The organism is Lentzea sp. NPDC003310, from assembly GCF_040610935.1.
Lineage (GTDB): Bacteria > Actinomycetota > Actinomycetes > Mycobacteriales > Pseudonocardiaceae > Lentzea.
This window is the reverse complement of the sequence record NZ_JBEXNC010000021.1, coordinates 82,202-102,192: the sequence shown is the minus strand read 5'-3', so window position 1 is coordinate 102,192 and position 19,991 is coordinate 82,202. Positions and strand designations below refer to the sequence as shown.

The window sequence follows — 19,991 nt, the reverse complement described above, 5'->3', positions numbered from 1 at the left end:
TGACTCGAACAACGTGCTCCCTTTGCATGCCCGCAGTGGCTACCTTTTGCGGTAAAGCAGTACAGCACTCATACGCGGTGCAGCCAGCGAACGGCGGAATCCCTCGCCGGATGGAATCAAGGGTCGGGTGTTCGCCTGAGGTCCCACGCACTCGGTGATGCCGAGTGTCCAAAGTCCGGCGAGTGAGCGATGATCATCAGGACGTGTTCGGCTGCCTTCGAGGGCGCCGAAAGTTCGCAGTCGGAGTCGATGTCTTCGAAGACGTCGACTGGGTACAGGGGGATGAGCGCCCGATGGCGACCGTGGTACTTGCCAAGGAGTTCCAGAAGAATCTGGACTTGGACGGCTCGCTCAAGCCGCGAGCGTGGGACCTGTTGCGGAAGCTGAGCTCTGACGAGGATCTCACCGGACTTCGGCTCAAGATGCCGAAGGGAGCGAAGGACTCGCGAGTTCGCGTTGCACGGGTGACGGACAACTACCGTGCCGTGCTGTTCGCGGCGGGTTCCGAACACGATCAGTACTTCGTGCTGGTCGCGATCCACGAACACGATAAGGCGTACGAGTACGCCGAGCAGATCACAATGCGGCTCAATCCGACGAACGGTGTCTTCGAGGTCCTGCGTGACGCGTCGGCGGATGTGGCGGTGTCACACGTGTCGAAGCCGCAGGAGGACGACGACCGTCCGCGTCTCGTCCCGTACACCGTCGACGAACTCGTCGGCATCGGAATCCTGCGCGAGCTCGCTGAACAGGTCACCGACCTTCGGGAAGAAGATCAGCTCCAAGACCTCTGTCTGAACATCCCCGAGTGGCAGGGTGACGCCCTTCTCGATCTGGCCACCGGCTCCGCGTTGGACGACGTGCGGAGGCGATACGCCCAGCCGGACTCGATCGTTCCGACCGACGCGGACGATCCCGCGCAACTTCGTGATTCGTTGAGCCGTGCCGGGTCGCAGATGCAGTTCGTCGTGGTCGAGGGTGACGAGCATCTGCGCCGCATGTTGGATGGGGACTTCGCTGCCTGGCGAACTTTCCTGCACCCTGATCAAAGGGACCTGATCGAAAAGGACCGCAAGGGCGCCTTCAGGGTCGCCGGAGGCGCGGGAACGGGAAAAACGGTGGTGGCGATGCACCGTGCTGTCGCCTTGGCCGAACGCAGCCCCGCAGCGAGGGTCCTGGTCACGACCTATACGCGGAACCTGGCGGTGCAGTTGCGGTCGGACCTGGGCAGGTTGACCAATGCCGCAGTCTTGAGCCGGATCGAGGTCGTCGGAATCGATCGTCTGGCCCGCGACATCGTGGCGCGGGTGCAGGGAGCCGGGCCACGCGTGCTGGGTGAGCGAGATCAACTGCGCATGTGGGAACGCGCGCTCGGCAACGTGCCAGAACTGTCACCGGATGACAGGGCGGTCTTGACCCCCTACTTCATGTCGGTTGAGCACCAGCAGGTGATTCTCGGCATGAACTCGGCCGACCTCGATCGGTACCTCGTCGAGACACGTCGGCGACTGGTCAAGATCAGCAGGGTTCAGCGTGCCCGAGTGTGGCGCGTGGTCGAGGAGTTCACCCGCCTGCTGGCGGTCGAGAACGCCACAACGCACGCCATCGTCGCCGCCAAGGCGGCCGACATCGCGCACTCGTCGGAGTTGCCTGTCTCGAATCGATATGACCACGTCGTCGTGGACGAGGCGCAGGATCTGGCACCTGCCCACTGGCGCCTGTTGCGCGGGGTAGTCCCTGTCGGTCCGAACGACCTCTTCATCTGCGAGGACGCGCATCAGCGGATCTACGGTCGACAGGTGGTGCTCGGCAGGTTCGGGATCGAGACCCGAGGACGGTCGCAGAAACTGACCTTGAACTACCGCACCACCCGCCAACTGCTCGGCTATGCGACCAAGGTGTTGAGCGGTGTGGAGTTCGTGGATCTTGCCGACAAGGACGAGTCGACCACCGGGTATCGCTCGTTGCTCGCGGGGCCTGAGCCGGACACGTATCCGGCGCGATCCTGGCAGGACGAGAAGACGTTCGTCGTCGAGACCGTGCGGGAATGGTTGAGCGGAGCGAATCCGACCACGCCGGGTTCGATCGCCGTGCTCGCGTCTCAGAACAGCATCCGGGACGAGTTGGCCCACACTCTGCAGGACGATGGGATTCCGGCGGCGATCACCAGTGCGGACGGTCCTGTCGAAGGCGCCGGTGTCCAGGTCGCGACGATGCACCGGGCGAAGGGAACAGAGTTCGCGAGAGTGATCGTGGTGGGAGTCGATGACGATCGGTTCCCGTCGAAGTACCGGTTGGAGCACGCCGGCGACGACGAACGCGCAGTGATCGAAGTGAGCGACCGCTGCCTGCTCTACGTCGCCTGCACCAGAGCACGGGATCAGCTGGTGGTCACCTGGACGGGAGAGCCCTCGCGCTTCTTGCCGGTCTAGCGTGTCGGCTCGGCCCTGCTCCAGGACGATTCAGTACAGGACGCCGATCGTCCCAAGGTGGTCGGGTGGAGCGACCAGCTGTTCGCGTTCAAGTCGTTCACTGCCGCGTGAGCTGAGGGACGCGCACCATCGCGCCGTGAACAGCTACAACCCGGCATTCACGAACCTGAGCAGAGCGACCTCGAACGGATCGACCGGAGGGATCAGCCGGGCGGCGAGTAGGGCGTTGGCGATTCGCGCAGCTTGCCTCGGCTCAGGTTTCAGAGCGCCCACCGGGCACGAATCCGGCTGGGTAAACTCGGGGTAGCGGACACGGAGGTGAACAGCGGTGAACGCCGATGAGCGTCGGTTCGAGGTGCTGCGCGCCATCGTCGCCGACTACGTGTCCAACCAGGAGCCCGTCGGGTCGAAGGCCCTGGTCGAACGGCACAACCTGGGTGTGTCGAGCGCGACCGTGCGCAACGACATGGCCGCGCTGGAGGACGAGGGCTACATCGCCCAGCCGCACACCAGCGCCGGCCGCGTGCCGACGGACAAGGGCTACCGGCTGTTCGTCGACCGGCTGAGCGAGATCAAGCCGCTCTCGCAGGCCGAGAAGCGGGCCATCCGCAGCTTCCTCGACGGCGCGGTCGACCTCGACGACGTGATGCGCCGCAGCGTGCGGTTGCTCGCGCAGCTGACGCGGCAGGTGGCCGTGATCCAGGTGCCGACGCTGTCGCGCGCGGCCGTGCGGCACCTGGAGGTGCTGCCGATCACGCCGTCGCGGCTGATGCTGGTGCTGATCACCGACACGGGGCGCGTCGACCAGCGGATCGTCGAGCTCGGTGACGTGATCAGCGAGGAGCACACGGCCCAGCTGCGCGGTGTGCTGAACCAGGCGATGGCGGGGCACCGGCTCGCCGACGCCAGTGCCAAGGTCGCCGAACTGCCCGACGAGGTACCGTCGAACCTCCGCGACCCGATGCTGAGGGTCGCCACGGTGCTCATCGAGACGTTGGTGGAGCACCCGGAAGAACGGCTGGTGCTCGGCGGCACCGCGAACCTCACGCGCAGCATCACGGACTTCCCGGGGTCGCTGCGGCAGGTACTCGAGGCACTGGAGGAGCAGGTCGTCGTGCTCAAGCTGCTCGCCGCCTCGCGCGACCCCGGTCGCGTGCTGGTCCGCATCGGCGAGGAGAACGAGGCCGCTGAGATGCGCAGCACTTCCGTGGTGTCCATCGGGTACGGCAGCCGTGACAATCCGCTCGGGGGTCTGGGCGTCGTCGGACCGACGCGCATGGACTACCCCGGAACGATGGCGGCCGTGCGCGCGGTCGCCAACTACGTCGGTGAGATCCTGACCGGTCGTTGATCAGAAACTTCTTGCACTTGAGATGAACATGGAAGCGAACAAGGTGGCCAGGGATTACTACGGCATCCTCGGTGTCTCGCAGAACGCGACGCAGGATGAGATCAAGCGCGCCTACCGCAAGCTCGCCAGGCAGCTGCACCCGGACGTCAATCCCAACGAGGAGGCCCGCTTCAAGGAGGTGACGGCCGCCTACGAGGTGTTGTCGAACCCCGAGAAGCGCCGCGTCGTCGACCTGGGTGGCGACCCGCTCGACTCGGGCGGCGGTGGCCGCGGGGGCGGTGACCCGTTCGCGGGCTTCGGCGGCCTCGGCGACATCATGGACGCCTTCTTCGGCGCCTCGTCCGGTGGCCGGGGACCGCGCAGCCGCGTGCAGCCCGGTTCCGACGCGCTGATCCGCCTCGACATGACGCTGGAGGAGTGCGCCGCCGGCGCCACCCGCGAGCTCACCGTCGACACGGCGATCCTGTGCGACCGCTGCCACGGCGCGGGCACCCAGAACAACTCGAAGCCCGTGCAGTGCGACACCTGCCACGGCCGCGGCGAGGTCCAGTCCGTGCAGCGGTCGTTCCTCGGCCAGGTCGTGACGTCGCGCCCGTGCCCGGTGTGCCGCGGCTACGGCGAGGTCATCCCCGACCCGTGCCAGCAGTGCGCCGGTGACGGCCGCACGCGTTCTCGTCGCACGATCTCCGTGAACATCCCCGCCGGTGTCGCCGAGGGCATGCGCGTGCGTCTCGCGGGCCAGGGCGAGGTCGGCCCCGGCGGTGGCCCGGCCGGCGACCTCTACGTCGAGGTCGAGGAGCACCCGCACGAGATCTTCGAACGCGACGGCGCGGACCTGCACTGCATCGTGCAGATCCCGATGACGACGGCCGCGCTCGGCGCCACGTTGCCGCTCAAGACGCTGGACGGCGAGGAGGAGCTGCAGATCGACCCCGGCACGCAGCCCGGCACCCAGCTCGTCATGACGGGCCGCGGCATGCCGAAGCTCCGCTCCACCGGCCGGGTCGACGGCCGCGGCGACCTGCACGTGCACCTCGAGGTCGTCGTGCCGACGAAGCTCGACGCCGCCCAGTCGTCCCTGCTGCGCGACCTGGCCGAGATGCGCGGCGAGACCGAGCCCTCCCTGGCGCACAACGGCAAGGGTGGCGGCGGCCTGTTCTCCCGCCTGCGCGGCTCGCGCGCCCACCGGTGACGCTGCCGGTCTTCCTCGTCCCCGCGCTGCCGGCGGGCGAGGAGTTCGTGCTGGACGGACCGGAAGGCCGCCACGCCGCCACGGTGAAGCGGCTGCGCGTGGACGAGGAGCTCGTGCTGTCGGACGGGTCCGGCGCCCAGGTGCGCTGCGTCGTCGTGGCGGTGGAGAAGGACGCCCTGGCGGTGCGCGTCGTCGAACGCTGGGTCGAGCCCGCGCCGTCGCCGCGCGTCGTGCTCGCCCAGGCGTTGGTGAAGGGCGATCGCGGCGAGCTCGCCGTCGAGCTGGCCACCGAGGCCGGTGTGGACGGTGTGGTGCCGTGGCGCGCCAGCCGGTGCATCACCAAGTGGGAGGACGGGCCGCGCGGCGCGAAAGCGTTGGGGCGCTGGCGGTCCACGGTCCGCGAGGCGGCGAAGCAGGCCCGCCGCTCACGGGTGCCCGAGGTCGACGAACCCGTGAGCACGACTCAGCTTTCTCATCGCGTGTCGTCGTCCGCGTTGACGCTCGTGTTGCACGAGAGCGCCACCGAACGGCTCGCGGACGTCGAACTGCCCGATTCCGGGGACGTGCTGCTCGTCGTGGGTCCCGAAGGCGGAATCACGCCCGAGGAACTCGACACCTTGCGATCTTCGGGTGCGCGGGTGGTCCGATTGGGCCCAACTGTTCTGCGTGCATCCACCGCCGCCGCCGTTGCTCTCGGTGCCATCGGGGTGCGCACGAAGAGGTGGTGACCCCGATCACTACCAAGATGAACATCGGATGGATTGGCTTGACGGAAGTTGTAGCGAATCGCAGGCCGATGGGGTTACTCTTGTTTGCAGAGGGGCTGATTGGTCTATCCGGAAACGGAGTAGACGGTTAGGCCTTCTGACCAAAAGACTCGCCGGACACCTCCCCCCTCGGTCCGGCGTCGGCGCCTCGCGGCGAAGCGACCCCCAGGCTTCGGACCGCGAGGCGCCCCTTTTGTTTTCGGGGCTTCTTTCGCCGCTTCACGTAAGTTCTGCGTGTGCAGAGAATTGCTTACGGTGACCACCCCAGTCAGTTCGGCGAGCTTTATCTCCCTGGTGGCGACACTCAGGGTGCCGTTGTCGTCATTCACGGTGGTTTTTGGCATCAGCGCTACGGCCTGGAACTCGGGCGCCCTCTCGCGGACGTGCTCGTGGCCGACGGATTCGCCGTCTGGAACATCGAGTACCGCCGGGTGGGCGGGGACGGTGGATGGCCGGAAACGGGGCAGGACGTGCTCGCCGCGATCGACGCCGTCGACCTCGGTCCCGTCGTGACCCTCGGGCACAGCGCCGGAGGGCACCTCGCTGTGTGGGCGGCCAAGCACAGCGCGCGAGTGGTCGGAGCTGTGGCCCAGGCGGCTGTGCTCGACTTCACGAAGCACATCACGCCGCGGGCGCTGGAGCTGTGCACCGAGGAGCAGTTCGCCGAGGCCTCGCCGGCCGCGTTGATCCCGATCGGCAAGCCGGTCGTGTGCGTGCACGGCGACCGGGACGAGGACGTCCCGGTCGAGCAGTCCACCGGCTTCTGCGCCGCCGAACCGCAGGCCGAGCTCGTCGTCGTGGAGGGAGCCGGGCACATGGACATGATCACGCCCGGCACCGAGTCCTGGGAGCGGTGCCACACGGCCGTCCGCCGGCTTGCCCGCGACTGCTAGAAAGAGCCGGTGCCGAAGGTTGTCGACCACGAGCAACGCCGCCGCGAGCTAGCCGAGGCCGTCTGGCGCATCGTGCGGCGCGACGGGATAGACCACGCGTCGGTGCGCGCCGTCGCTGCGGAGTCTGGCTGGTCGAGCGGGTCGCTGCGGCACTACTTCCCGACGCAGGACGCGTTGCTGGGCTTCGCGATGGAGCTCGCGTACCGGCGGTTCCTCGCGCGGCTGGAGAAGATCGACCCGACCACCGGCAACCGCGAGCTGCTGCGGTCGTTCGTGCACGAGATGCTGGCACTCGACGACGACCGCAGGGTCGAGGCCGCGGTGCTGCTCGCGTTCCTGCCGCGCGCGATGGTCGAGCCGTCGCTGCACGAGCTGGAACGCTTCGGCACGCGCCAGCTGTGCGACGAGATGGCCCGCGTGCTCACCGCCGCGCAGGAGGCGGGGGAGCTGCGGGACGGCGTGGTGCCCGCGAAGGCCGCGTTGCGCCTGATCGTGCTGATCGACGGCCTCAACATCCACCACGGGCTCGGCCCCGACGAGCTCACCGCCGCCGACATGGTCGAGGCCGTCGACGAGCACCTGGACCGGATCTTCGCTTAGCTGGGGACATGTCCTGCCTGTTCTGCCGGATCGTCGCCGGTGAGGTTCCCGCGACGGTCGTGCACGAGACCGAGACGACGCTCGCGTTCCGCGACATCCAGCCCAAGGCGCCCGTGCACGTGCTGCTGATCCCGCGCGAGCACGTGCCGAACGCCGTCGACCTCACCGGTGCCCAGCTCGGCGACCTCTTCGCCGCGGCCAGGGAGGTCGCGGACGCGGAGGGCGTGGCCGAGTCCGGGTACCGGTTGCTGTTCAACACCGGCCCGGACAGCGGTCAGGAGGTCTTCCACGCCCACCTGCACCTGCTCGGAGGCAGGCGCCTCTAGCCCAGCGCGTGCGAGGCGGGGGCGAAGTACCGCGTGCGGTCACCGGGCACTCCGTCCGCGCCGTGCACCATGAGCTTGCACCCGCCGCTGCGCTTCTCGAAGCCCTGCGCCAGCAGGAACGCGGCGACCTCGGCGTTGTCCGTGTCCACCCGCACCTCGCCCCGGCCGGCGGCCATGTCCGCGAAGAGCGCGCACGCCTCGGCAGGCGACGGGGCGATCAGCGGTCCGATCGTCACGCCGGTCGGGTTCGGCCGGGTGGCGATCACGCCGGCGTCCGACACCAGCACCGAGTACGGCGACGCCGGGTCGAGCACCCGTTCCCAGAACACGGGTCGCGTGAACCCGCTCACCTGGCGGTCGAGCTCGGCGAGCGCCACCGCGTCGGCGGGCACGGCCTCCCTCGTGACGCCGGCCCCCGCGCCGCGGAACACGCCCACGTACGCGTCGGTCGACCCGAGCAGGTGAAAGCCGAGCCGCGCGTAGATCGGCTCGCCCATGTCCGTCGCGAACAGCACGGACGGACTCACGTCCAGGACGTGCGTCATCAGCCGCGTGCCGATGCCCCGCCGCCCCGCCCACGTCCCGACCAGCACCCCGCTGATCGCCTGCATCTCGGGATAAGGCGTCGTCAGCGCCGTGCCGAGCAACCCGGACGAGTCGAACGCGCCGTAGCCCGGCCCCAGCGCGAGCATCATCTCCCACTGCGCCGCGGTCCACGTCCAACCCCGGTCCGTGACCAGCTTCATGCACTCGGGTACGTCTTCGACGTCAAGCCTGCGGATCTCCACAGCTCCCGAGCACACACCGTGAGCAATCCGGTAGCCACCCATTTTCGGCCGGACTAGCATCGACGGCACCAGATCCGAGCGACAGGAAGCAGGCCGGGGCCACGTGGCCGAAGAAACACAGCAGAGCAACAAGGAAGGTCAGTCCCGGTTCGCCGTGCCGGAAGGTGCGGTGCTCACGCTGCTCGGGTCGCGCGACGAGAACCTCCGGCTCGCGGAGGAACTGCTCGACGCCGACGTGCACGTGCGCGGGAACGAGATCACCTTGTCCGGCGACCCCGCCGACGTGGCCTTCGCCGAACGCGTCTTCTCCGAGCTCATCACCCTCGCCGGCCGGGGCCAGCCCATCGACCAGAACGCTGTCCGCCGCATCGTCGCGATGCTGAGCGAGACCGACGTCGAGTCGCCCGCCGAGGTGCTGAGCCTCGACATCGTGAGCCGCCGCGGCCGCACGATCAGGCCGAAGACGCTGAACCAGAAGCACTACGTCGACGCGATCGACAAGAACACGATCGTGTTCGGCATCGGCCCCGCCGGCACCGGCAAGACGTACCTCGCCATGGCCAAGGCCGTGCAGGCGCTGCAGGCCAAGCAGGTCAACCGCATCATCCTGACCCGCCCGGCCGTCGAGGCGGGGGAGCGGCTCGGGTACCTGCCGGGCACGCTGTACGAGAAGATCGACCCGTACCTGCGGCCGCTGTACGACGCGTTGCACGACATGGTCGACCCGGAGTCGATCCCGCGGCTGACGCAGGCGGGGACGATCGAGGTGGCGCCCCTCGCATACATGCGTGGCCGCGCCCAGCCGATCTTCACCCCGGTCCTCACCCCGGACGGCTACCGCCCGATCGGATCGCTGCAGGTCGGCGACCTCGTCATCGGTTCCAACGGCGAGCCGACCCCGGTGCTGGGCGTCTACCCGCAGGGCGAGAAGGACGTCTACCGGGTCACCGCGCAGGACGGAGCGTCGACGCTCGCGTGCGGCGAACACCTCTGGACGGTGCGCACGGCGTCCGACCGGCGCCGGAACAAGCCGTGGCGGGTGCTCGAGACCCAGGAGATGATCGGCAACCTCCGTGCCGCCCACGCGCGGCGCTACGAGCTGCCGATGCTCAGCACGCCGGTGTGCCTGCCGGAACGCGAAGTGCCGATGAACGCGTACGCGCTCGGGCTGCTGCTGGGCGACGGGTGCATCACGGGGTCCACGACGCCGTCGTTCTCGACCAACGACCCGGAGCTCGCCTTCGCGTTGCAGGTGACCCTCGAGCCGATCGCGGTGCGGAAGAAGAACGCCGTCGACTACACCCTGAACAGGGTGAAGACCGCCGGCACCGCCGTGACGACCGAGAACCCGGTGACGGCGGTCCTGCGTGAGCTGGAGCTGTTCGGCACGCGTTCGCACACGAAGTTCGTGCCCGAGGTCTACCTGCACAACAGCGCCGACGTGCGTCTCGCGGTCCTGCAGGGCCTGCTCGACTCCGACGGTGGGCCGGTGACCCAGCTCGGTCGCACCTGCCGCGTCCAGTACACGACGACGTCCGAACGCCTGCGGGACGGCGTGGTCGAGCTGGTTCGCTCGCTCGGTGGCGTCGCCTACTGGCGCCGCAGGCCCGCCGAAGGCCGCAAGCCGGGGATGGCCAAGGGACGTGAGGTCGGGTACCGGCACGACGCGTTCGTGCTGGACATCAGGCTGCCCGAAGGCGTCGAGCCGTTCCGCCTCAAGCGCAAGCGGGAGAAGTACCACGCCTCCGGTGGAGGCGGGCGTCCGATGCGGTTCATCGACAGCATCGAGCCCGCGGGCCGCACGGAGACGGTCTGCATCCAGGTGGCGGCGCAGGACTCGCTGTACGTCACCGAGGACCACCTGCTGACGCACAACACGCTGAACGACGCGTTCATCATCCTCGACGAGGCGCAGAACACCACGCCCGAGCAGATGAAGATGTTCCTCACCCGCCTCGGCTTCGGCTCCAAGGTCGTCGTCACCGGCGACATCACCCAGGTCGACCTCCCCGGCGGCCAGCGCAGCGGCCTGCGCGTGGTGAGGGACATCCTCGACGGCGTCGAGGACGTGCACTTCTCGGTCCTGACCAGCCAGGACGTGGTTCGCCACCGCCTGGTCGGCGACATCGTCGACGCGTACGACAAGTGGCAGGTCCAGCAGGACGCGCTCGACCAGAACGGGCAGCACCACGGACCCGGTGCACGGCGGGGTAACCAGCGGCGGGGACGATAGGCACCGTGAGCATCGAGATCGCCAACGAGTCGGGTGTCGGAGTCGACGAGGGTTCCATCGTCTCCGCCGCCCGCTTCGCGCTGGACCGCATGGGCGTGAGCCCGCTGGCCGAGCTGTCCGTCCTGCTCGTCGAGCTGGACGTGATGGCCGACCTGCACGAGCGCTGGATGGACCTGCCGGGCCCGACGGACGTCATGGCCTTCCCCATGGACGAGCTGGACTCGGCGCGCCGTCCCGACGCCGCGGGCCTCGGTCCCGCGCTGCTCGGGGACATCGTGCTGTGCCCCGCGTTCGCCAAGGACCAGGCCAAGAAGGCGGGCCACAGCCTGCTGGACGAGCTGCACCTGCTGACCGTGCACGGTGTGCTGCACCTGCTCGGCTACGACCACGCCGAGCCGGCCGAGGAACGTGAGATGTTCACGTTGCAGAACCGCATCCTCGCCGACTTCCGCACCGCGCGCGACGAGGCCGAGCGGGCCGCTCACCAGCGCAGCGCCGACGACAAGGTGCTCGGCGCGGTCGGCCTGGACGAGAAGAACGACGAAGCCTGACCGCCCTCTAGAGAAAACGGACCATGAGCGCGAACCCTGCCAGTGTGATCGTGCTGGCCGTTCTGCTCGTGCTTGCCGCCGGCCTGTTCGCGTGTGTAGATGCCGCTCTCGGCACCGTGTCACGCGCACGGGTGGAGTCCCTGCAACGGCAGGGACGCTGGGGCACCGGGCAGTTGTTGCAGGTCCTCAACGACCGGCCGCGGCACGTCAACCTGTTGTTGCTGCTGCGCCTCGCGTGCGAGATGTCGGCGGCGGTGCTGGTCACGACGGTGTTCCTGGACTACGTGGAGCAGGACTGGCTTGCCGTCCTGTACTCGTGCGTGAGCATGCTCGTCGTGTCGTACGTCCTCGTGGGCGTCGGACCGCGCACCCTCGGCCGTCAGCACCCGTACGGCGTGAGCCTGCTCGCCGCCGGCACGGTGCGGCAGCTCGGCCGGGTGCTCGGGCCGTTGTCCAAGCTGCTGATCCTCGTCGGTAACGCCATCACGCCCGGCAAGGGCTTCCGCGAGGGTCCGTTCAGCTCCGAGGTCGAGCTGCGCGAGCTCGTCGACATGGCGCAGGAACGCGGCGTCGTGGACGAGGGCGAGCGCGAGATGATCCACTCGGTCTTCGAGCTGGGTGACACGATCACGCGCGAGATCATGGTGCCGCGCACCGAGATCGTGTGGATCGAGCAGTCGAAGTCGCTGCGGCAGGCTCTCGCGCTGTCGTTGCGCACCGGCTACACGCGTGTCCCGGTGATCGGCGAGAGCGTCGACGACGTGCTCGGCGTGGTGAACCTCAAGGACATGATGAGGGCCACGCTGGCCGAGGACGAGGACCCGAAGAGCGTCTCCGAGCTGATGCGGCCGATGAGCTTCATCCCGGACTCGAAGCCCATCGCGGACCTGCTGCGCGAGATGCAGGTGTCGCGCCGGCACATGGCGATCGTCGTGGACGAGTACGGCGGCACGGCGGGCCTGCTGACCATCGAGGACATCCTCGAGGAGATCGTCGGCGAGATCACCGACGAGTCCGACACCGACGACCGGCCGCCGGTCGAGCACCTGGAGGACGGCGCGGTGCGGGTCAGCGCGCGCCTGCCGGTGGACGACCTGGACGCGTTGTTCGGCACCGAGCTCGACGACCACGAGGTCGAGACGGTCGGCGGCCTGCTCGCGCAACGGCTCGGGCGCGTGCCGCTGCCCGGCACCGAGGCCGAGATCGCGGGCCTGCGCATGCGGGCCGAGGGCGGCAAGGACGAACGTGGCCGCATCCGCGTGACCACTGTGCTCGTGCGTCCCGTGCAGAAGGAGAGCGACGAAGATGAGTGACCTGGACCCCGAGGACGCCAAGCTCGTGACGCTCGCACGGTCCGTGCGCGCGCGTAACGGCGCGGCGGAGGGTGCGGCCGTGCGTGACCTCGACGGCCGCACGTACAACGCGTCCACGGTCGCGTTGCCGTCGTTGAAGCTCACGGCGCTGCAGGCGGCCGTCGCCGCGGCGGTGTCGAGTGGCGCGGAGGGCCTCGAGGCTGCCGTCGTCGTCACGGACGCCGAGGCGCTGGACGAGGGGTCGGTGGCCGCGGTCCGCGACCTGGCGGCAACTGCTCCCGTGATCCGTGCGACTTCCACCGGAGACGTCGCCGACGTGCTGCGATGACCCCGAGCGGGTCAGGCGCCCGCGATCCTGGGGGAAGTGCAGATGAGACGTTTGACAGCCTTGTTCAGCGTGCTCGCGGTCGCCGCGGGCACGCTGTTCTTGTCCGCGCCCGCGGCCCACGCGGCGTGGAGCGGGTGGACCGGCCACGGCGGGAAGGTGTACGGCACGCCCACGGTCACGACGTGGGGCAACGGCCGGCTCGACGTGTTCGCCACCGGCCTCGACCACACGCTGATGCACCGCGTGTACGACAACGGCCGCTGGCTCGACTGGGAGTCCCTCGGCGGGTACCTCGGCACGGCCCCGTCGGCCGTGGCGTGGGGTCCCGGCCGCATCGACGTGGTGGCGGGCACCGCGGGCGGTGCGTTGCAGCGGCTCGTCTACGACGGCCAGTGGCGCGCGTGGGAGACGATCGACACGGGGAGCTACGTCTACGCGCCTGCCGTCTCGTCGCGCGGGCCGGGCAGGCTCGACGTGTTCACGGTCGGCCGCGGAGGCGGCGCCGACGACGACCTGTACGTGAAGAGCCTGGACAACGGCACCTGGTCGGGCTGGACGTCGCTGGGCGGCAACCTCACCTCGGCGCCCGCGGCGGTGTCGTGGGACGCGAGCCGGATCGACGTCTTCGCCAAGGGTGCCGACAACTCGCTGCACCACACGTGGGCCGACAACGGCGCGTGGGGCCACTGGGAGTCGCTCGGCGGCGGCATCTCGTCGGCGCCGGGGGTCGCGTCGTGGGCGCCCGGCCGACTGGACGTCTTCGCGCGCGGCACAGACAACTCGGCCTATCACAAGGCGTTCGACCAGGTCTGGCACCCGTGGGAGTGGCACGGCGGTGTGCTGGGCGGCGGCGTCGGTGCCGTGTCGTGGGGCCCGAACCGCATCGACGCGTTCGTCGTCGGCAACGACTCCGCCGTGCACCAGCTGGCCTGGTCCTGAGGCCTCGCGGACGTGACGGAATAGCAGGTTCCGGGACCGGCGACAACCCTGTTGCCGGTCCCAGGGACAATGGACGAATGGATGGTTACCGCTCCGGGTTCGCGTGCTTCGTCGGCCGCCCGAACGCAGGGAAGTCGACGCTGACGAACGCACTGGTGGGCACGAAGGTCGCCATCACGTCCAGCAAGCCGCAGACCACCCGCCACACCATCCGCGGCATCGTGCACCGCGAGGACGGCCAGCTCGTGCTGGTCGACACGCCCGGTCTGCACCGCCCGCGCACGTTGCTCGGCCAGCGGCTGAACGACCTGGTGCGCGAGACGTGGTCGGAGGTCGACGTCGTCGGCTTCTGCGTGCCCGCGGACCAGAAGGTCGGCCCCGGTGACAAGTTCATCGCCGCCGAGCTGGAGAAGGTCGCGAAGCGCACGCCGGTCATCGGCATCGTCACGAAGACGGACCTGGTGTCGCAGCAGCAGGTGATGGAGCAACTGCTCGCGCTGCAGAAGGTCATGGAGTTCGCCGAGATCATCCCGGTCTCCGCGGTCGACGGCTTCCAGGTCGACAAGCTGAGCGACCTGCTGCTGCAGAAGCTGCCCGAGGGCCCGCAGCTCTTCCCGGACGGCGACCTGACCGACGAGCCCGAGCAGACGCTGGTCGCGGAACTGATCCGCGAGGCCGCCCTCGAGGGCGTGCGCGACGAGCTGCCGCACTCCATCGCCGTCGTGGTGGAGGAGATGGCGCCGCGCGAGGGCCGGGACGACCTGATCGACATCCACGCGTTCGTGTTCGTGGAGCGGCCGTCGCAGAAGGCGATCATCCTCGGGCACCGGGGCGAGCGGCTCAAGCAGGTCGGCATGGCGGCGCGCAAGCAGATCGAACGGCTGCTCGGCAGCCGCGTGTACCTGGACCTGCACATCAAGATCGCCAAGGACTGGCAGCGCGACCCGAAGCAGCTCCGCCGCCTGGGGTTCTAGATGGCGAGACTCTGATGGCGAACCTGTACCGCGACACCGGCATCGTGCTCCGGGTGCAGAAGCTCGGTGAAGCGGACCGGATCATCACCTTCCTGACGCAACGGCACGGCAAGCTCCGCGCCGTGGCCAAGGGCGTGCGCAAGACGTCGTCGAAGTTCGGCGCCCGGCTCGAGCCGTTCTGCCACGTCGACGTGCAGTTCTACCCCGGCCGGACGCTCGACATCATCACGCAGGTGCAGACGCTGGACGCGTTCGGCGTGGGCATCGTGAACGACTACCAGCGCTACACGGCGGCGTGCGCGATCGCCGAGACCGCGGACCGCCTCACGGCCGAAGAGGGCGAACCGGCCCTGCGGCTGTACATGCTCGTGGTGGGGGCCCTCAGGGCGTTGGCGGGTGCCGAGCGTGACCCGTCACTGCTGCTCGACGCGTTCCTCATGCGTGCGATGGCCTTCGCCGGGTGGGCGCCCGCGGTGAACGAGTGCGCGAAGTGCGGCGACCCCGGTCCGCACCGGGCGTTCAGCATCCAGGCGGGCGGTTCGTGCTGCCCGAACTGCCGTCCGGCGGGGTCCTCCTCGCCCTCGCAGGACACGCTCACGCTGCTGTCCGCGCTGCTGCACGGGCAGTGGACGGTGGTCGACGAGATCCCGCACATCGCCCGCCGGGACGCGAGTGGCCTGGTCGCGGCGCACCTGCAGTGGCACCTCGAACGGCAGCTGCGGTCGTTGCCGTTGGTCGAGCGGAAGGCACAGCCGGCGGACGGCTAGTGTGGCGCCTACCGACAACGGTTTTCGGTCGAAAGGATGCCTGGTTCAATGCTGCGTCGCCGCCGCTCCGAGCGCGAGAAGCGCGTCCCGCGCCCGCCGGAGCCGCACGAGTCCGGTGCGACGCCCCCGGACATCCCCGCCGATCTGGTCCCGAAGCACATCGCCATCGTCATGGACGGCAACGGCCGCTGGGCGAACCAGCGCGGCCTGTCGCGCGTGGAGGGGCACAAGCGCGGTGAGCAGGTCGTGCTCGACGTCGCGAAGGGCTCGATCGAGCTGGGCGTGAAGTGGCTCTCGCTCTACGCCTTCTCCACCGAGAACTGGAAGCGCAGCCCCGAAGAGGTGCGCTTCCTGATGAACTTCAACCGCGACGTGATCGCGCGCCGCACCGACGAGCTCGACGAGATGGGCGTCCGCATCCACTGGGCCGGCCGCTCGCCGAAGCTCTGGGGCAGCGTGATCAAGCAGCTGCAGGAGGCCGAGGTCCGCACGAAGGACAACGACGTCCTGAACCTCGTCATGTGCGTGAACTACGGCGGGCGCGCGGAGATCGGGGACGCCGCCCGCGAGGTCGCGCGGCTGGTCGCCGCCGGGAAGATCAACCCGGACAAGGTCGACGAGCGCACGCTCGCGAAGCACATGTACAAGCCCGAGATGCCCGACGTCGACCTGTTCATCAGGCCGTCCGGAGAGCAGCGCATCTCGAACTTCCTGCTCTGGCAGTCCGCCTACGCCGAGATGGTCTACCAGGACATCCTGTGGCCCGACTTCGACCGCCGCGACCTGTGGCGCGCGTGCGAGAAGTTCGCGGGCCGCGACCGGCGCTTCGGTGGCGCCGTCGACAAGCCCGACGAGGAGGTGGTGTCGTCGTGAACGCGAGTGGTGAGGCCCTGGAGGCCGCCCGCAAGGCGTTGGAGCTGTTCCACGACGTGTCGGTGGACGACGACGGCGCGCTGAGCTTCCGGCACGGCGACGTGCCGTGCGCGGTGCAGGGCATGGAGCTGGCCGAGGGGCTGACGGTGCTCTCGCTGACGGTCGTCGTCGCGTGGGACCTGCCCGCGGACGCGGCCGCGTGGGTCGCCGAACGCGCTGGTCAGGGCCTCTTCGGCACGCTCGGTGTGATCCACTCCGAGCGTGGCACCGACGTGATGCTGCGCTACGCCTTCCCGGCGGACGGCCTCAAGCCCGAGCCGCTCAGCACGCTGCTGATGCTGGTCGTGTCGACCGCGTCGCAGGTGCGTGGCGAGCTCCTCTCCCGGTTTTCTTGAGAAAGGACCCTTCCATGGGTGGCGTGATCATTTACGAGCCGGAAGAGGACTCGGACGTCAACGAGTTCCCGTGGACCGTCACGTTCGAGCCCTCGGGCGGTGACGACTGGGACTCGTTCATCTGCGGCCCGTACGAGCGCGACCACGCCGTCGCGCTGGCCGAGGCCGTCGCGCTGGAGGACGAGGAGGGCGGCGTTCTCGCGATCGTGAAGCCGATGCTGCCCGCGCTGTCCTCCGAGGACGTCGCCGCCACTATCGAGGAGCTCCGCGAGGCCGCCCTCGAGGAGGACGAGGCCGACGAGGACGAGACCGTCAACGGCACCCCGGTCGACTTCGACGACGACGAGCTCGTCGAGGAGGAGCCCGAGTTCGCCGAGGCCCCGTCGCCCGAGGAGATCCGCGAGGGCATGGCGCGCCAGTACCGCAGGCTCCTGGACCTGGACGCGGAATGACGATCACCGGCGAGATCCGCTCGTCGAAGCGACGCTCCGGCGGGCCTCGGCTGAAGATCACGTCGTTGGAGGTGCTGTGCGGGATCCTGGTTCTCGCACTGCTCTTCCAGTCGAGGCTCGTCGACCTGCTCGACGTGCCCAAGCTGCGCACCGCGTCGACCGTGTTCGTGGCGATCTGCGTGCAGGCCATGCCGTTCCTGGTGCTGGGCGTGCTGATCTCGGGCGCCATCGCGGCTTTCGTGCCGGCGTCGGCGCTGCGCAGGCTGCTGCCGTCCAAGACCGCGCTGGCCGTGCCGGTCGCGGGTGTCGCGGGCGTGGCCCTGCCCGGCTGTGAGTGCGCGTCGGTGCCCGTCGCGAAGAGGCTCATGCAGCAGGGCGTCGCCCCGGCCGTGGCGCTGACGTTCCTGCTCGCCGCCCCCGCCGTGAACCCGATCGTGCTGGTCTCGACCGCCGTGGCGTTCAACGACACCCCGATGATGGTCGTAGCGCGGTTCGCCGGATCGCTGCTGACCGCGATGGTCATGGGCTGGCTGTGGGTCCGTTTCGGCAAGATGGAGTGGATCGCCGAACGCGCCCTGGCGCGCATGGCCGACCACACCGGCCGCTCCAAGTGGGCCGTGTTCGCCGAGAGCGCGCGGCACGACCTCGTGGACGCCGGCGGGTTCCTGGTGCTCGGCGGCCTGTTCGCGGCCGCGTTCAAGACGTTCGTGCCGGTCGCGTGGATGCAGACGCTCGGCGGTCAGATCGTGCTGGGCGTGATCGTGATGGCCCTGCTGGCCGTCATCCTCGCGCTGTGCTCGGAGGCCGACGCGTTCGTGGCCGTCGCGTTCTCCGCGCTGCCGCTGCTGCCGCGCCTGGTGTTCCTCGTCGTCGGCCCGGCCGTCGACGTGAAGCTGATCGCGTTGCAGGCCGGTGCGTTCGGCAAGTCGTTCGCCTTCCGCTTCGCACCCGCTACCTTCGTGGTGGCGATCCTGTGCGCCGTCGTGTCGGGAGTGGTGCTGCTGTGAGGCGCGAGACCCAGAACATCCTTCTGGTCCTGCTCGGCGGGGCGCTGCTGAAGATCAGCTTCTCCGGCCTCTACCTCCGCTACGTCCAGAAGTCGCTGCTGCCGCTGCTGATCGCGGCCGGCGTGATCATGATCGGCCTCGCGCTGTTCGCGATCGTCCAGGACATCCGGCGCGGCAAGGCCGAGTCCGAGCACGACCACGACCACTCGCACTCGTCCCGCTCGACGTGGCTGATGCTGCTGCCGGTGCTCGCGGTGTTCCTGATCTCGCCCCCGGCACTCGGCGGCGACGTCGTGAACTCGGCCGCCGACACCAACCAGACGCAGCGCTCCCGCAACCTGCTCGGCGAACTGCCGTCCGGCGACGTGATCCCGTTGTCCATGACGGAGTTCGTCACGCGCACGGCGTGGGACGAGTCGGGGACGCTGGACGGCCGCCGCGTGAAGCTGACCGGGTTCCTGCTGCGCGCCGAGGGCCAGACGTACGCCGCGCGGCTCGCGATCTCCTGCTGTGCCGCCGACGCGCGGCCGCTGAAGGTGCGGCTCGGCGGGGACGTGCCGTCGCTGCCGGACGAGCAGTGGGTCGAGATCACCGGGCAGGTGGTACCGAAGTCGGCGAACGAGCAGAACTCGTGGGTGCCGAGCTTCACCGTGGAGTCGTTCACCTCGGTGCCGGAGCCGGTCGAGCCCTACGAGAGCTGAGGGCGGGCGCCCGGCGACGGGCGCCCTACTTCAGGCCCTTCGCCGTGCACTCAGCGCACGTCCCGAAGATCTCCACGGTGTGACTGACCTGCGAGAACCCGTTCTCCGCCGCCACCCGGTCCGCCCACTTCTCCACGGCGGGCCCCTCCACCTCGACCGTGCGACCGCAATGGCGGCACACGAGGTGATGGTGGTGGTGCGCCGAGCAACGGCGGTAGATCGCCTCGCCCGAGTCGGTGCGCAGGACGTCGACCTGGCCCGCGTCCGCGAGCGACTGCAGGGTGCGGTAGACCGTGGTCAGGCCGATGCCCTCGCCGCGGCGGCGCAGTTCCTCGTGCAGTTCCTGGGCGCTGCGGAAGTCGTCGAGCTGGTCGAGCAGGTTCGACACCGCGGTGCGCTGCTTGGTGGACCTCAGTCCGGTCACAACTTCTCCTCGACGTGCGTCACAGCGTCCACCACGATGTGCGCCAGATGTTCGTCCACCAGCCGGTACACGACCTCGCGGCCGTGTCTTTCGCCGTGCACCACGCCCGCCGACTTCAGCACGCGCAGGTGCTGGCTGATCAACGGCTGCGCGACGCCCAGCGCCTCGACCAGCTCGTGCACACAGCGGTCGTGTTCGCGCAGCTGCAGCACGATCGCGATGCGGACCGGGGCGGCCAGCGCGCGCAGCAGGTCGCCTGCCTCGGCGAGGGTGTGCGCGGAACGCGGAGGCGCGGGTGCGGGGGCCGCGCGTTCGGGGGAGTGCTCGCCGTGCAACTGGACGGTCATGGCGGCGCACCTCACCTGGTAGGGATTTTCACAACCAATTCTACGGTGATGACGAGCAGTACCAGCAGGACCACCACGCGCAATGTGCGGTGACCTGGGGAAAGAACCTTCCAGGTGGTGGCCAGCAGCACTGTGGCGCCCACCAGCAGCACGCCGAGCAGGACGGCGCCGACGGTACCGCCCACCAGCACGCCGGTGACGAACAGACCGAGCACGAGCACGAACGCCACGGCGGGGCGCACGCGCGCGAGCGGGCCGTCGCCGGGCAGGAGAGGGCGCTTGGAGGTCACAGTGCCATCCGGAACGGTTCAGGTGTGCGGTACGCGTGCCAACTGGCT

Annotated in this window: 23 protein-coding genes and 2 pseudogenes; 21 read left to right on the top strand and 4 right to left on the bottom strand. The window is 69.2% G+C overall.

What is annotated here, in order from left to right:
- The first annotated feature begins 182 nt into the window (after nt 1-182).
- The 7 genes from ABZX02_RS36280 (at nt 183) to ABZX02_RS36250 (ending at nt 7,561) form a co-directional block, all read left to right on the top strand.
- Nucleotides 183-2,432: a 3'-5' exonuclease gene (locus ABZX02_RS36280; RefSeq protein WP_355305287.1), complete on the top strand. Its 2,250-nt coding sequence runs from the start codon at nt 183-185 to the stop codon at nt 2,430-2,432.
- Nucleotides 2,433-2,760: 328 nt separating this feature from the next.
- Entirely contained in the window at nt 2,761-3,783 is a 1,023-nt protein-coding gene (hrcA, locus tag ABZX02_RS36275; RefSeq protein WP_355305285.1) for a heat-inducible transcriptional repressor HrcA, read from the top strand.
- Nucleotides 3,784-3,826: 43 nt separating this feature from the next.
- Nucleotides 3,827-4,975 carry a molecular chaperone DnaJ gene (gene dnaJ, locus ABZX02_RS36270; RefSeq protein WP_355305386.1) on the top strand — a complete coding sequence of 383 codons (1,149 nt, stop codon included), beginning with the start codon at nt 3,827-3,829 and terminating at the stop codon, nt 4,973-4,975.
- Nucleotides 4,972-5,703, top strand: a complete 732-nt coding sequence (locus tag ABZX02_RS36265) for a 16S rRNA (uracil(1498)-N(3))-methyltransferase (RefSeq protein WP_355305283.1) — start codon at nt 4,972-4,974, stop codon at nt 5,701-5,703. Before dnaJ ends, ABZX02_RS36265 begins: the two co-directional genes overlap by 4 nt.
- Nucleotides 5,704-5,978: 275 nt before the next feature.
- Nucleotides 5,979-6,635, top strand: coding sequence for an alpha/beta hydrolase (locus ABZX02_RS36260; protein WP_355305281.1), 657 nt, complete (start codon nt 5,979-5,981; stop codon nt 6,633-6,635).
- Between the two features lie 9 nt (nt 6,636-6,644).
- A complete protein-coding gene (locus ABZX02_RS36255) occupies nt 6,645-7,235 on the top strand; it encodes a TetR family transcriptional regulator C-terminal domain-containing protein (RefSeq protein WP_355305279.1) in 591 nt (196 codons plus the stop codon).
- A gap of 8 nt (nt 7,236-7,243) precedes the next feature.
- Nucleotides 7,244-7,561, top strand: a complete 318-nt coding sequence (locus ABZX02_RS36250; protein ID WP_355305278.1) for a histidine triad nucleotide-binding protein — start codon at nt 7,244-7,246, stop codon at nt 7,559-7,561.
- On the opposite strand, the gene ABZX02_RS36245 is transcribed toward ABZX02_RS36250, so the two are convergent.
- Complete coding sequence (locus tag ABZX02_RS36245; RefSeq protein WP_355305276.1) at nt 7,558-8,307, bottom strand: hypothetical protein; 750 nt, start codon at nt 8,305-8,307, stop codon at nt 7,558-7,560. The genes ABZX02_RS36250 and ABZX02_RS36245 overlap by 4 nt on opposite strands.
- Nucleotides 8,308-8,452: 145 nt before the next feature.
- Here ABZX02_RS36245 and ABZX02_RS36240 point away from each other — a divergent pair.
- From ABZX02_RS36240 to ABZX02_RS36175, 14 genes and pseudogenes are all read left to right on the top strand, one after another.
- Nucleotides 8,453-9,145 (top strand): annotated as a pseudogene (locus ABZX02_RS36240) (PhoH family protein); the annotation flags it as partial.
- A pseudogene (locus tag ABZX02_RS36235) lies at nt 9,134-9,961 on the top strand (LAGLIDADG family homing endonuclease); the annotation flags it as partial. The pseudogenes ABZX02_RS36240 and ABZX02_RS36235, both read left to right, overlap by 12 nt.
- 18 nt (nt 9,962-9,979) lie before the next feature.
- Nucleotides 9,980-10,582 (top strand): PhoH family protein, encoded by a 603-nt coding sequence (locus ABZX02_RS36230; protein ID WP_355305384.1) that lies wholly within the window; start codon nt 9,980-9,982, stop codon nt 10,580-10,582.
- A gap of 5 nt (nt 10,583-10,587) precedes the next feature.
- Complete coding sequence (gene ybeY, locus ABZX02_RS36225) at nt 10,588-11,133, top strand: rRNA maturation RNase YbeY (RefSeq protein WP_355305274.1); 546 nt, start codon at nt 10,588-10,590, stop codon at nt 11,131-11,133.
- Nucleotides 11,134-11,156: 23 nt separating this feature from the next.
- Nucleotides 11,157-12,446, top strand: coding sequence for a hemolysin family protein (locus ABZX02_RS36220; RefSeq protein ID WP_355305272.1), 1,290 nt, complete (start codon nt 11,157-11,159; stop codon nt 12,444-12,446).
- A complete protein-coding gene (locus ABZX02_RS36215; protein ID WP_355305270.1) occupies nt 12,439-12,774 on the top strand; it encodes a cytidine deaminase in 336 nt (111 codons plus the stop codon). Before ABZX02_RS36220 ends, ABZX02_RS36215 begins: the two co-directional genes overlap by 8 nt.
- Nucleotides 12,775-12,816: 42 nt before the next feature.
- The gene (locus tag ABZX02_RS36210) at nt 12,817-13,713 is read left to right on the top strand and encodes a carbohydrate-binding protein (protein ID WP_355305268.1); all 897 of its coding nucleotides are present in this window, start codon (nt 12,817-12,819) and stop codon (nt 13,711-13,713) included.
- Nucleotides 13,714-13,790: 77 nt separating this feature from the next.
- Nucleotides 13,791-14,687, top strand: coding sequence for a GTPase Era (era, locus tag ABZX02_RS36205; RefSeq protein ID WP_089922324.1), 897 nt, complete (start codon nt 13,791-13,793; stop codon nt 14,685-14,687).
- 14 nt (nt 14,688-14,701) lie between these two features.
- Nucleotides 14,702-15,454 (top strand): DNA repair protein RecO, encoded by a 753-nt coding sequence (gene recO / locus ABZX02_RS36200; RefSeq protein ID WP_355305266.1) that lies wholly within the window; start codon nt 14,702-14,704, stop codon nt 15,452-15,454.
- 48 nt (nt 15,455-15,502) lie between these two features.
- Complete coding sequence (locus ABZX02_RS36195; RefSeq protein ID WP_355305264.1) at nt 15,503-16,327, top strand: isoprenyl transferase; 825 nt, start codon at nt 15,503-15,505, stop codon at nt 16,325-16,327.
- A complete protein-coding gene (locus ABZX02_RS36190; protein ID WP_355305262.1) occupies nt 16,324-16,722 on the top strand; it encodes a YbjN domain-containing protein in 399 nt (132 codons plus the stop codon). Before ABZX02_RS36195 ends, ABZX02_RS36190 begins: the two co-directional genes overlap by 4 nt.
- Nucleotides 16,723-16,745: 23 nt before the next feature.
- Complete coding sequence (locus ABZX02_RS36185; protein WP_355305260.1) at nt 16,746-17,174, top strand: hypothetical protein; 429 nt, start codon at nt 16,746-16,748, stop codon at nt 17,172-17,174.
- Entirely contained in the window at nt 17,171-18,181 is a 1,011-nt protein-coding gene (locus tag ABZX02_RS36180) for a permease (RefSeq protein WP_355305258.1), read from the top strand. Before ABZX02_RS36185 ends, ABZX02_RS36180 begins: the two co-directional genes overlap by 4 nt.
- On the top strand, nt 18,178-18,882 hold the full coding sequence (locus ABZX02_RS36175) for a TIGR03943 family protein (RefSeq protein WP_355305256.1): 705 nt from the start codon (nt 18,178-18,180) through the stop codon (nt 18,880-18,882). The genes ABZX02_RS36180 and ABZX02_RS36175 overlap by 4 nt, the downstream gene beginning before the upstream one ends.
- A 25-nt stretch (nt 18,883-18,907) precedes the next feature.
- Here the strand turns inward: ABZX02_RS36175 and ABZX02_RS36170 are convergent, their stop codons facing one another.
- From ABZX02_RS36170 to ABZX02_RS36160, 3 genes are read right to left on the bottom strand one after another with little or no spacing between them, the layout of a single operon-like run.
- Entirely contained in the window at nt 18,908-19,306 is a 399-nt protein-coding gene (locus ABZX02_RS36170) for a Fur family transcriptional regulator (protein WP_191304953.1), read from the bottom strand.
- A complete protein-coding gene (locus ABZX02_RS36165; RefSeq protein ID WP_089950753.1) occupies nt 19,303-19,653 on the bottom strand; it encodes a metalloregulator ArsR/SmtB family transcription factor in 351 nt (116 codons plus the stop codon). The genes ABZX02_RS36170 and ABZX02_RS36165 overlap by 4 nt, the downstream gene beginning before the upstream one ends.
- 11 nt (nt 19,654-19,664) lie before the next feature.
- Nucleotides 19,665-19,943 (bottom strand): hypothetical protein, encoded by a 279-nt coding sequence (locus tag ABZX02_RS36160; protein ID WP_355305253.1) that lies wholly within the window; start codon nt 19,941-19,943, stop codon nt 19,665-19,667.
- Nucleotides 19,944-19,991: the final 48 nt, after the last annotated feature.

Bases quoted from the DNA above. Each gene is read 5' to 3' on its own strand.
- ABZX02_RS36180 (WP_355305258.1), top strand. From the start codon at position 17,171: ATGACGATCACCGGCGAGATCCGCTCGTCGAAGCGACGCTCCGGCGGG.
- ABZX02_RS36230 (WP_355305384.1), top strand. From the start codon at position 9,980: ATGGCCAAGGGACGTGAGGTCGGGTACCGGCACGACGCGTTCGTGCTG.
- ABZX02_RS36210 (WP_355305268.1), top strand. From the start codon at position 12,817: ATGAGACGTTTGACAGCCTTGTTCAGCGTGCTCGCGGTCGCCGCGGGC.
- ABZX02_RS36250 (WP_355305278.1), top strand. From the start codon at position 7,244: ATGTCCTGCCTGTTCTGCCGGATCGTCGCCGGTGAGGTTCCCGCGACG.
- ABZX02_RS36215 (WP_355305270.1), top strand. From the start codon at position 12,439: ATGAGTGACCTGGACCCCGAGGACGCCAAGCTCGTGACGCTCGCACGG.
- ABZX02_RS36220 (WP_355305272.1), top strand. From the start codon at position 11,157: ATGAGCGCGAACCCTGCCAGTGTGATCGTGCTGGCCGTTCTGCTCGTG.
- recO (WP_355305266.1), top strand. From the start codon at position 14,702: ATGGCGAACCTGTACCGCGACACCGGCATCGTGCTCCGGGTGCAGAAG.
- ABZX02_RS36165 (WP_089950753.1), bottom strand. From the start codon at position 19,653: ATGACCGTCCAGTTGCACGGCGAGCACTCCCCCGAACGCGCGGCCCCC.
- ABZX02_RS36245 (WP_355305276.1), bottom strand. From the start codon at position 8,307: ATGAAGCTGGTCACGGACCGGGGTTGGACGTGGACCGCGGCGCAGTGG.
- era (WP_089922324.1), top strand. From the start codon at position 13,791: ATGGATGGTTACCGCTCCGGGTTCGCGTGCTTCGTCGGCCGCCCGAAC.
- ABZX02_RS36195 (WP_355305264.1), top strand. From the start codon at position 15,503: ATGCTGCGTCGCCGCCGCTCCGAGCGCGAGAAGCGCGTCCCGCGCCCG.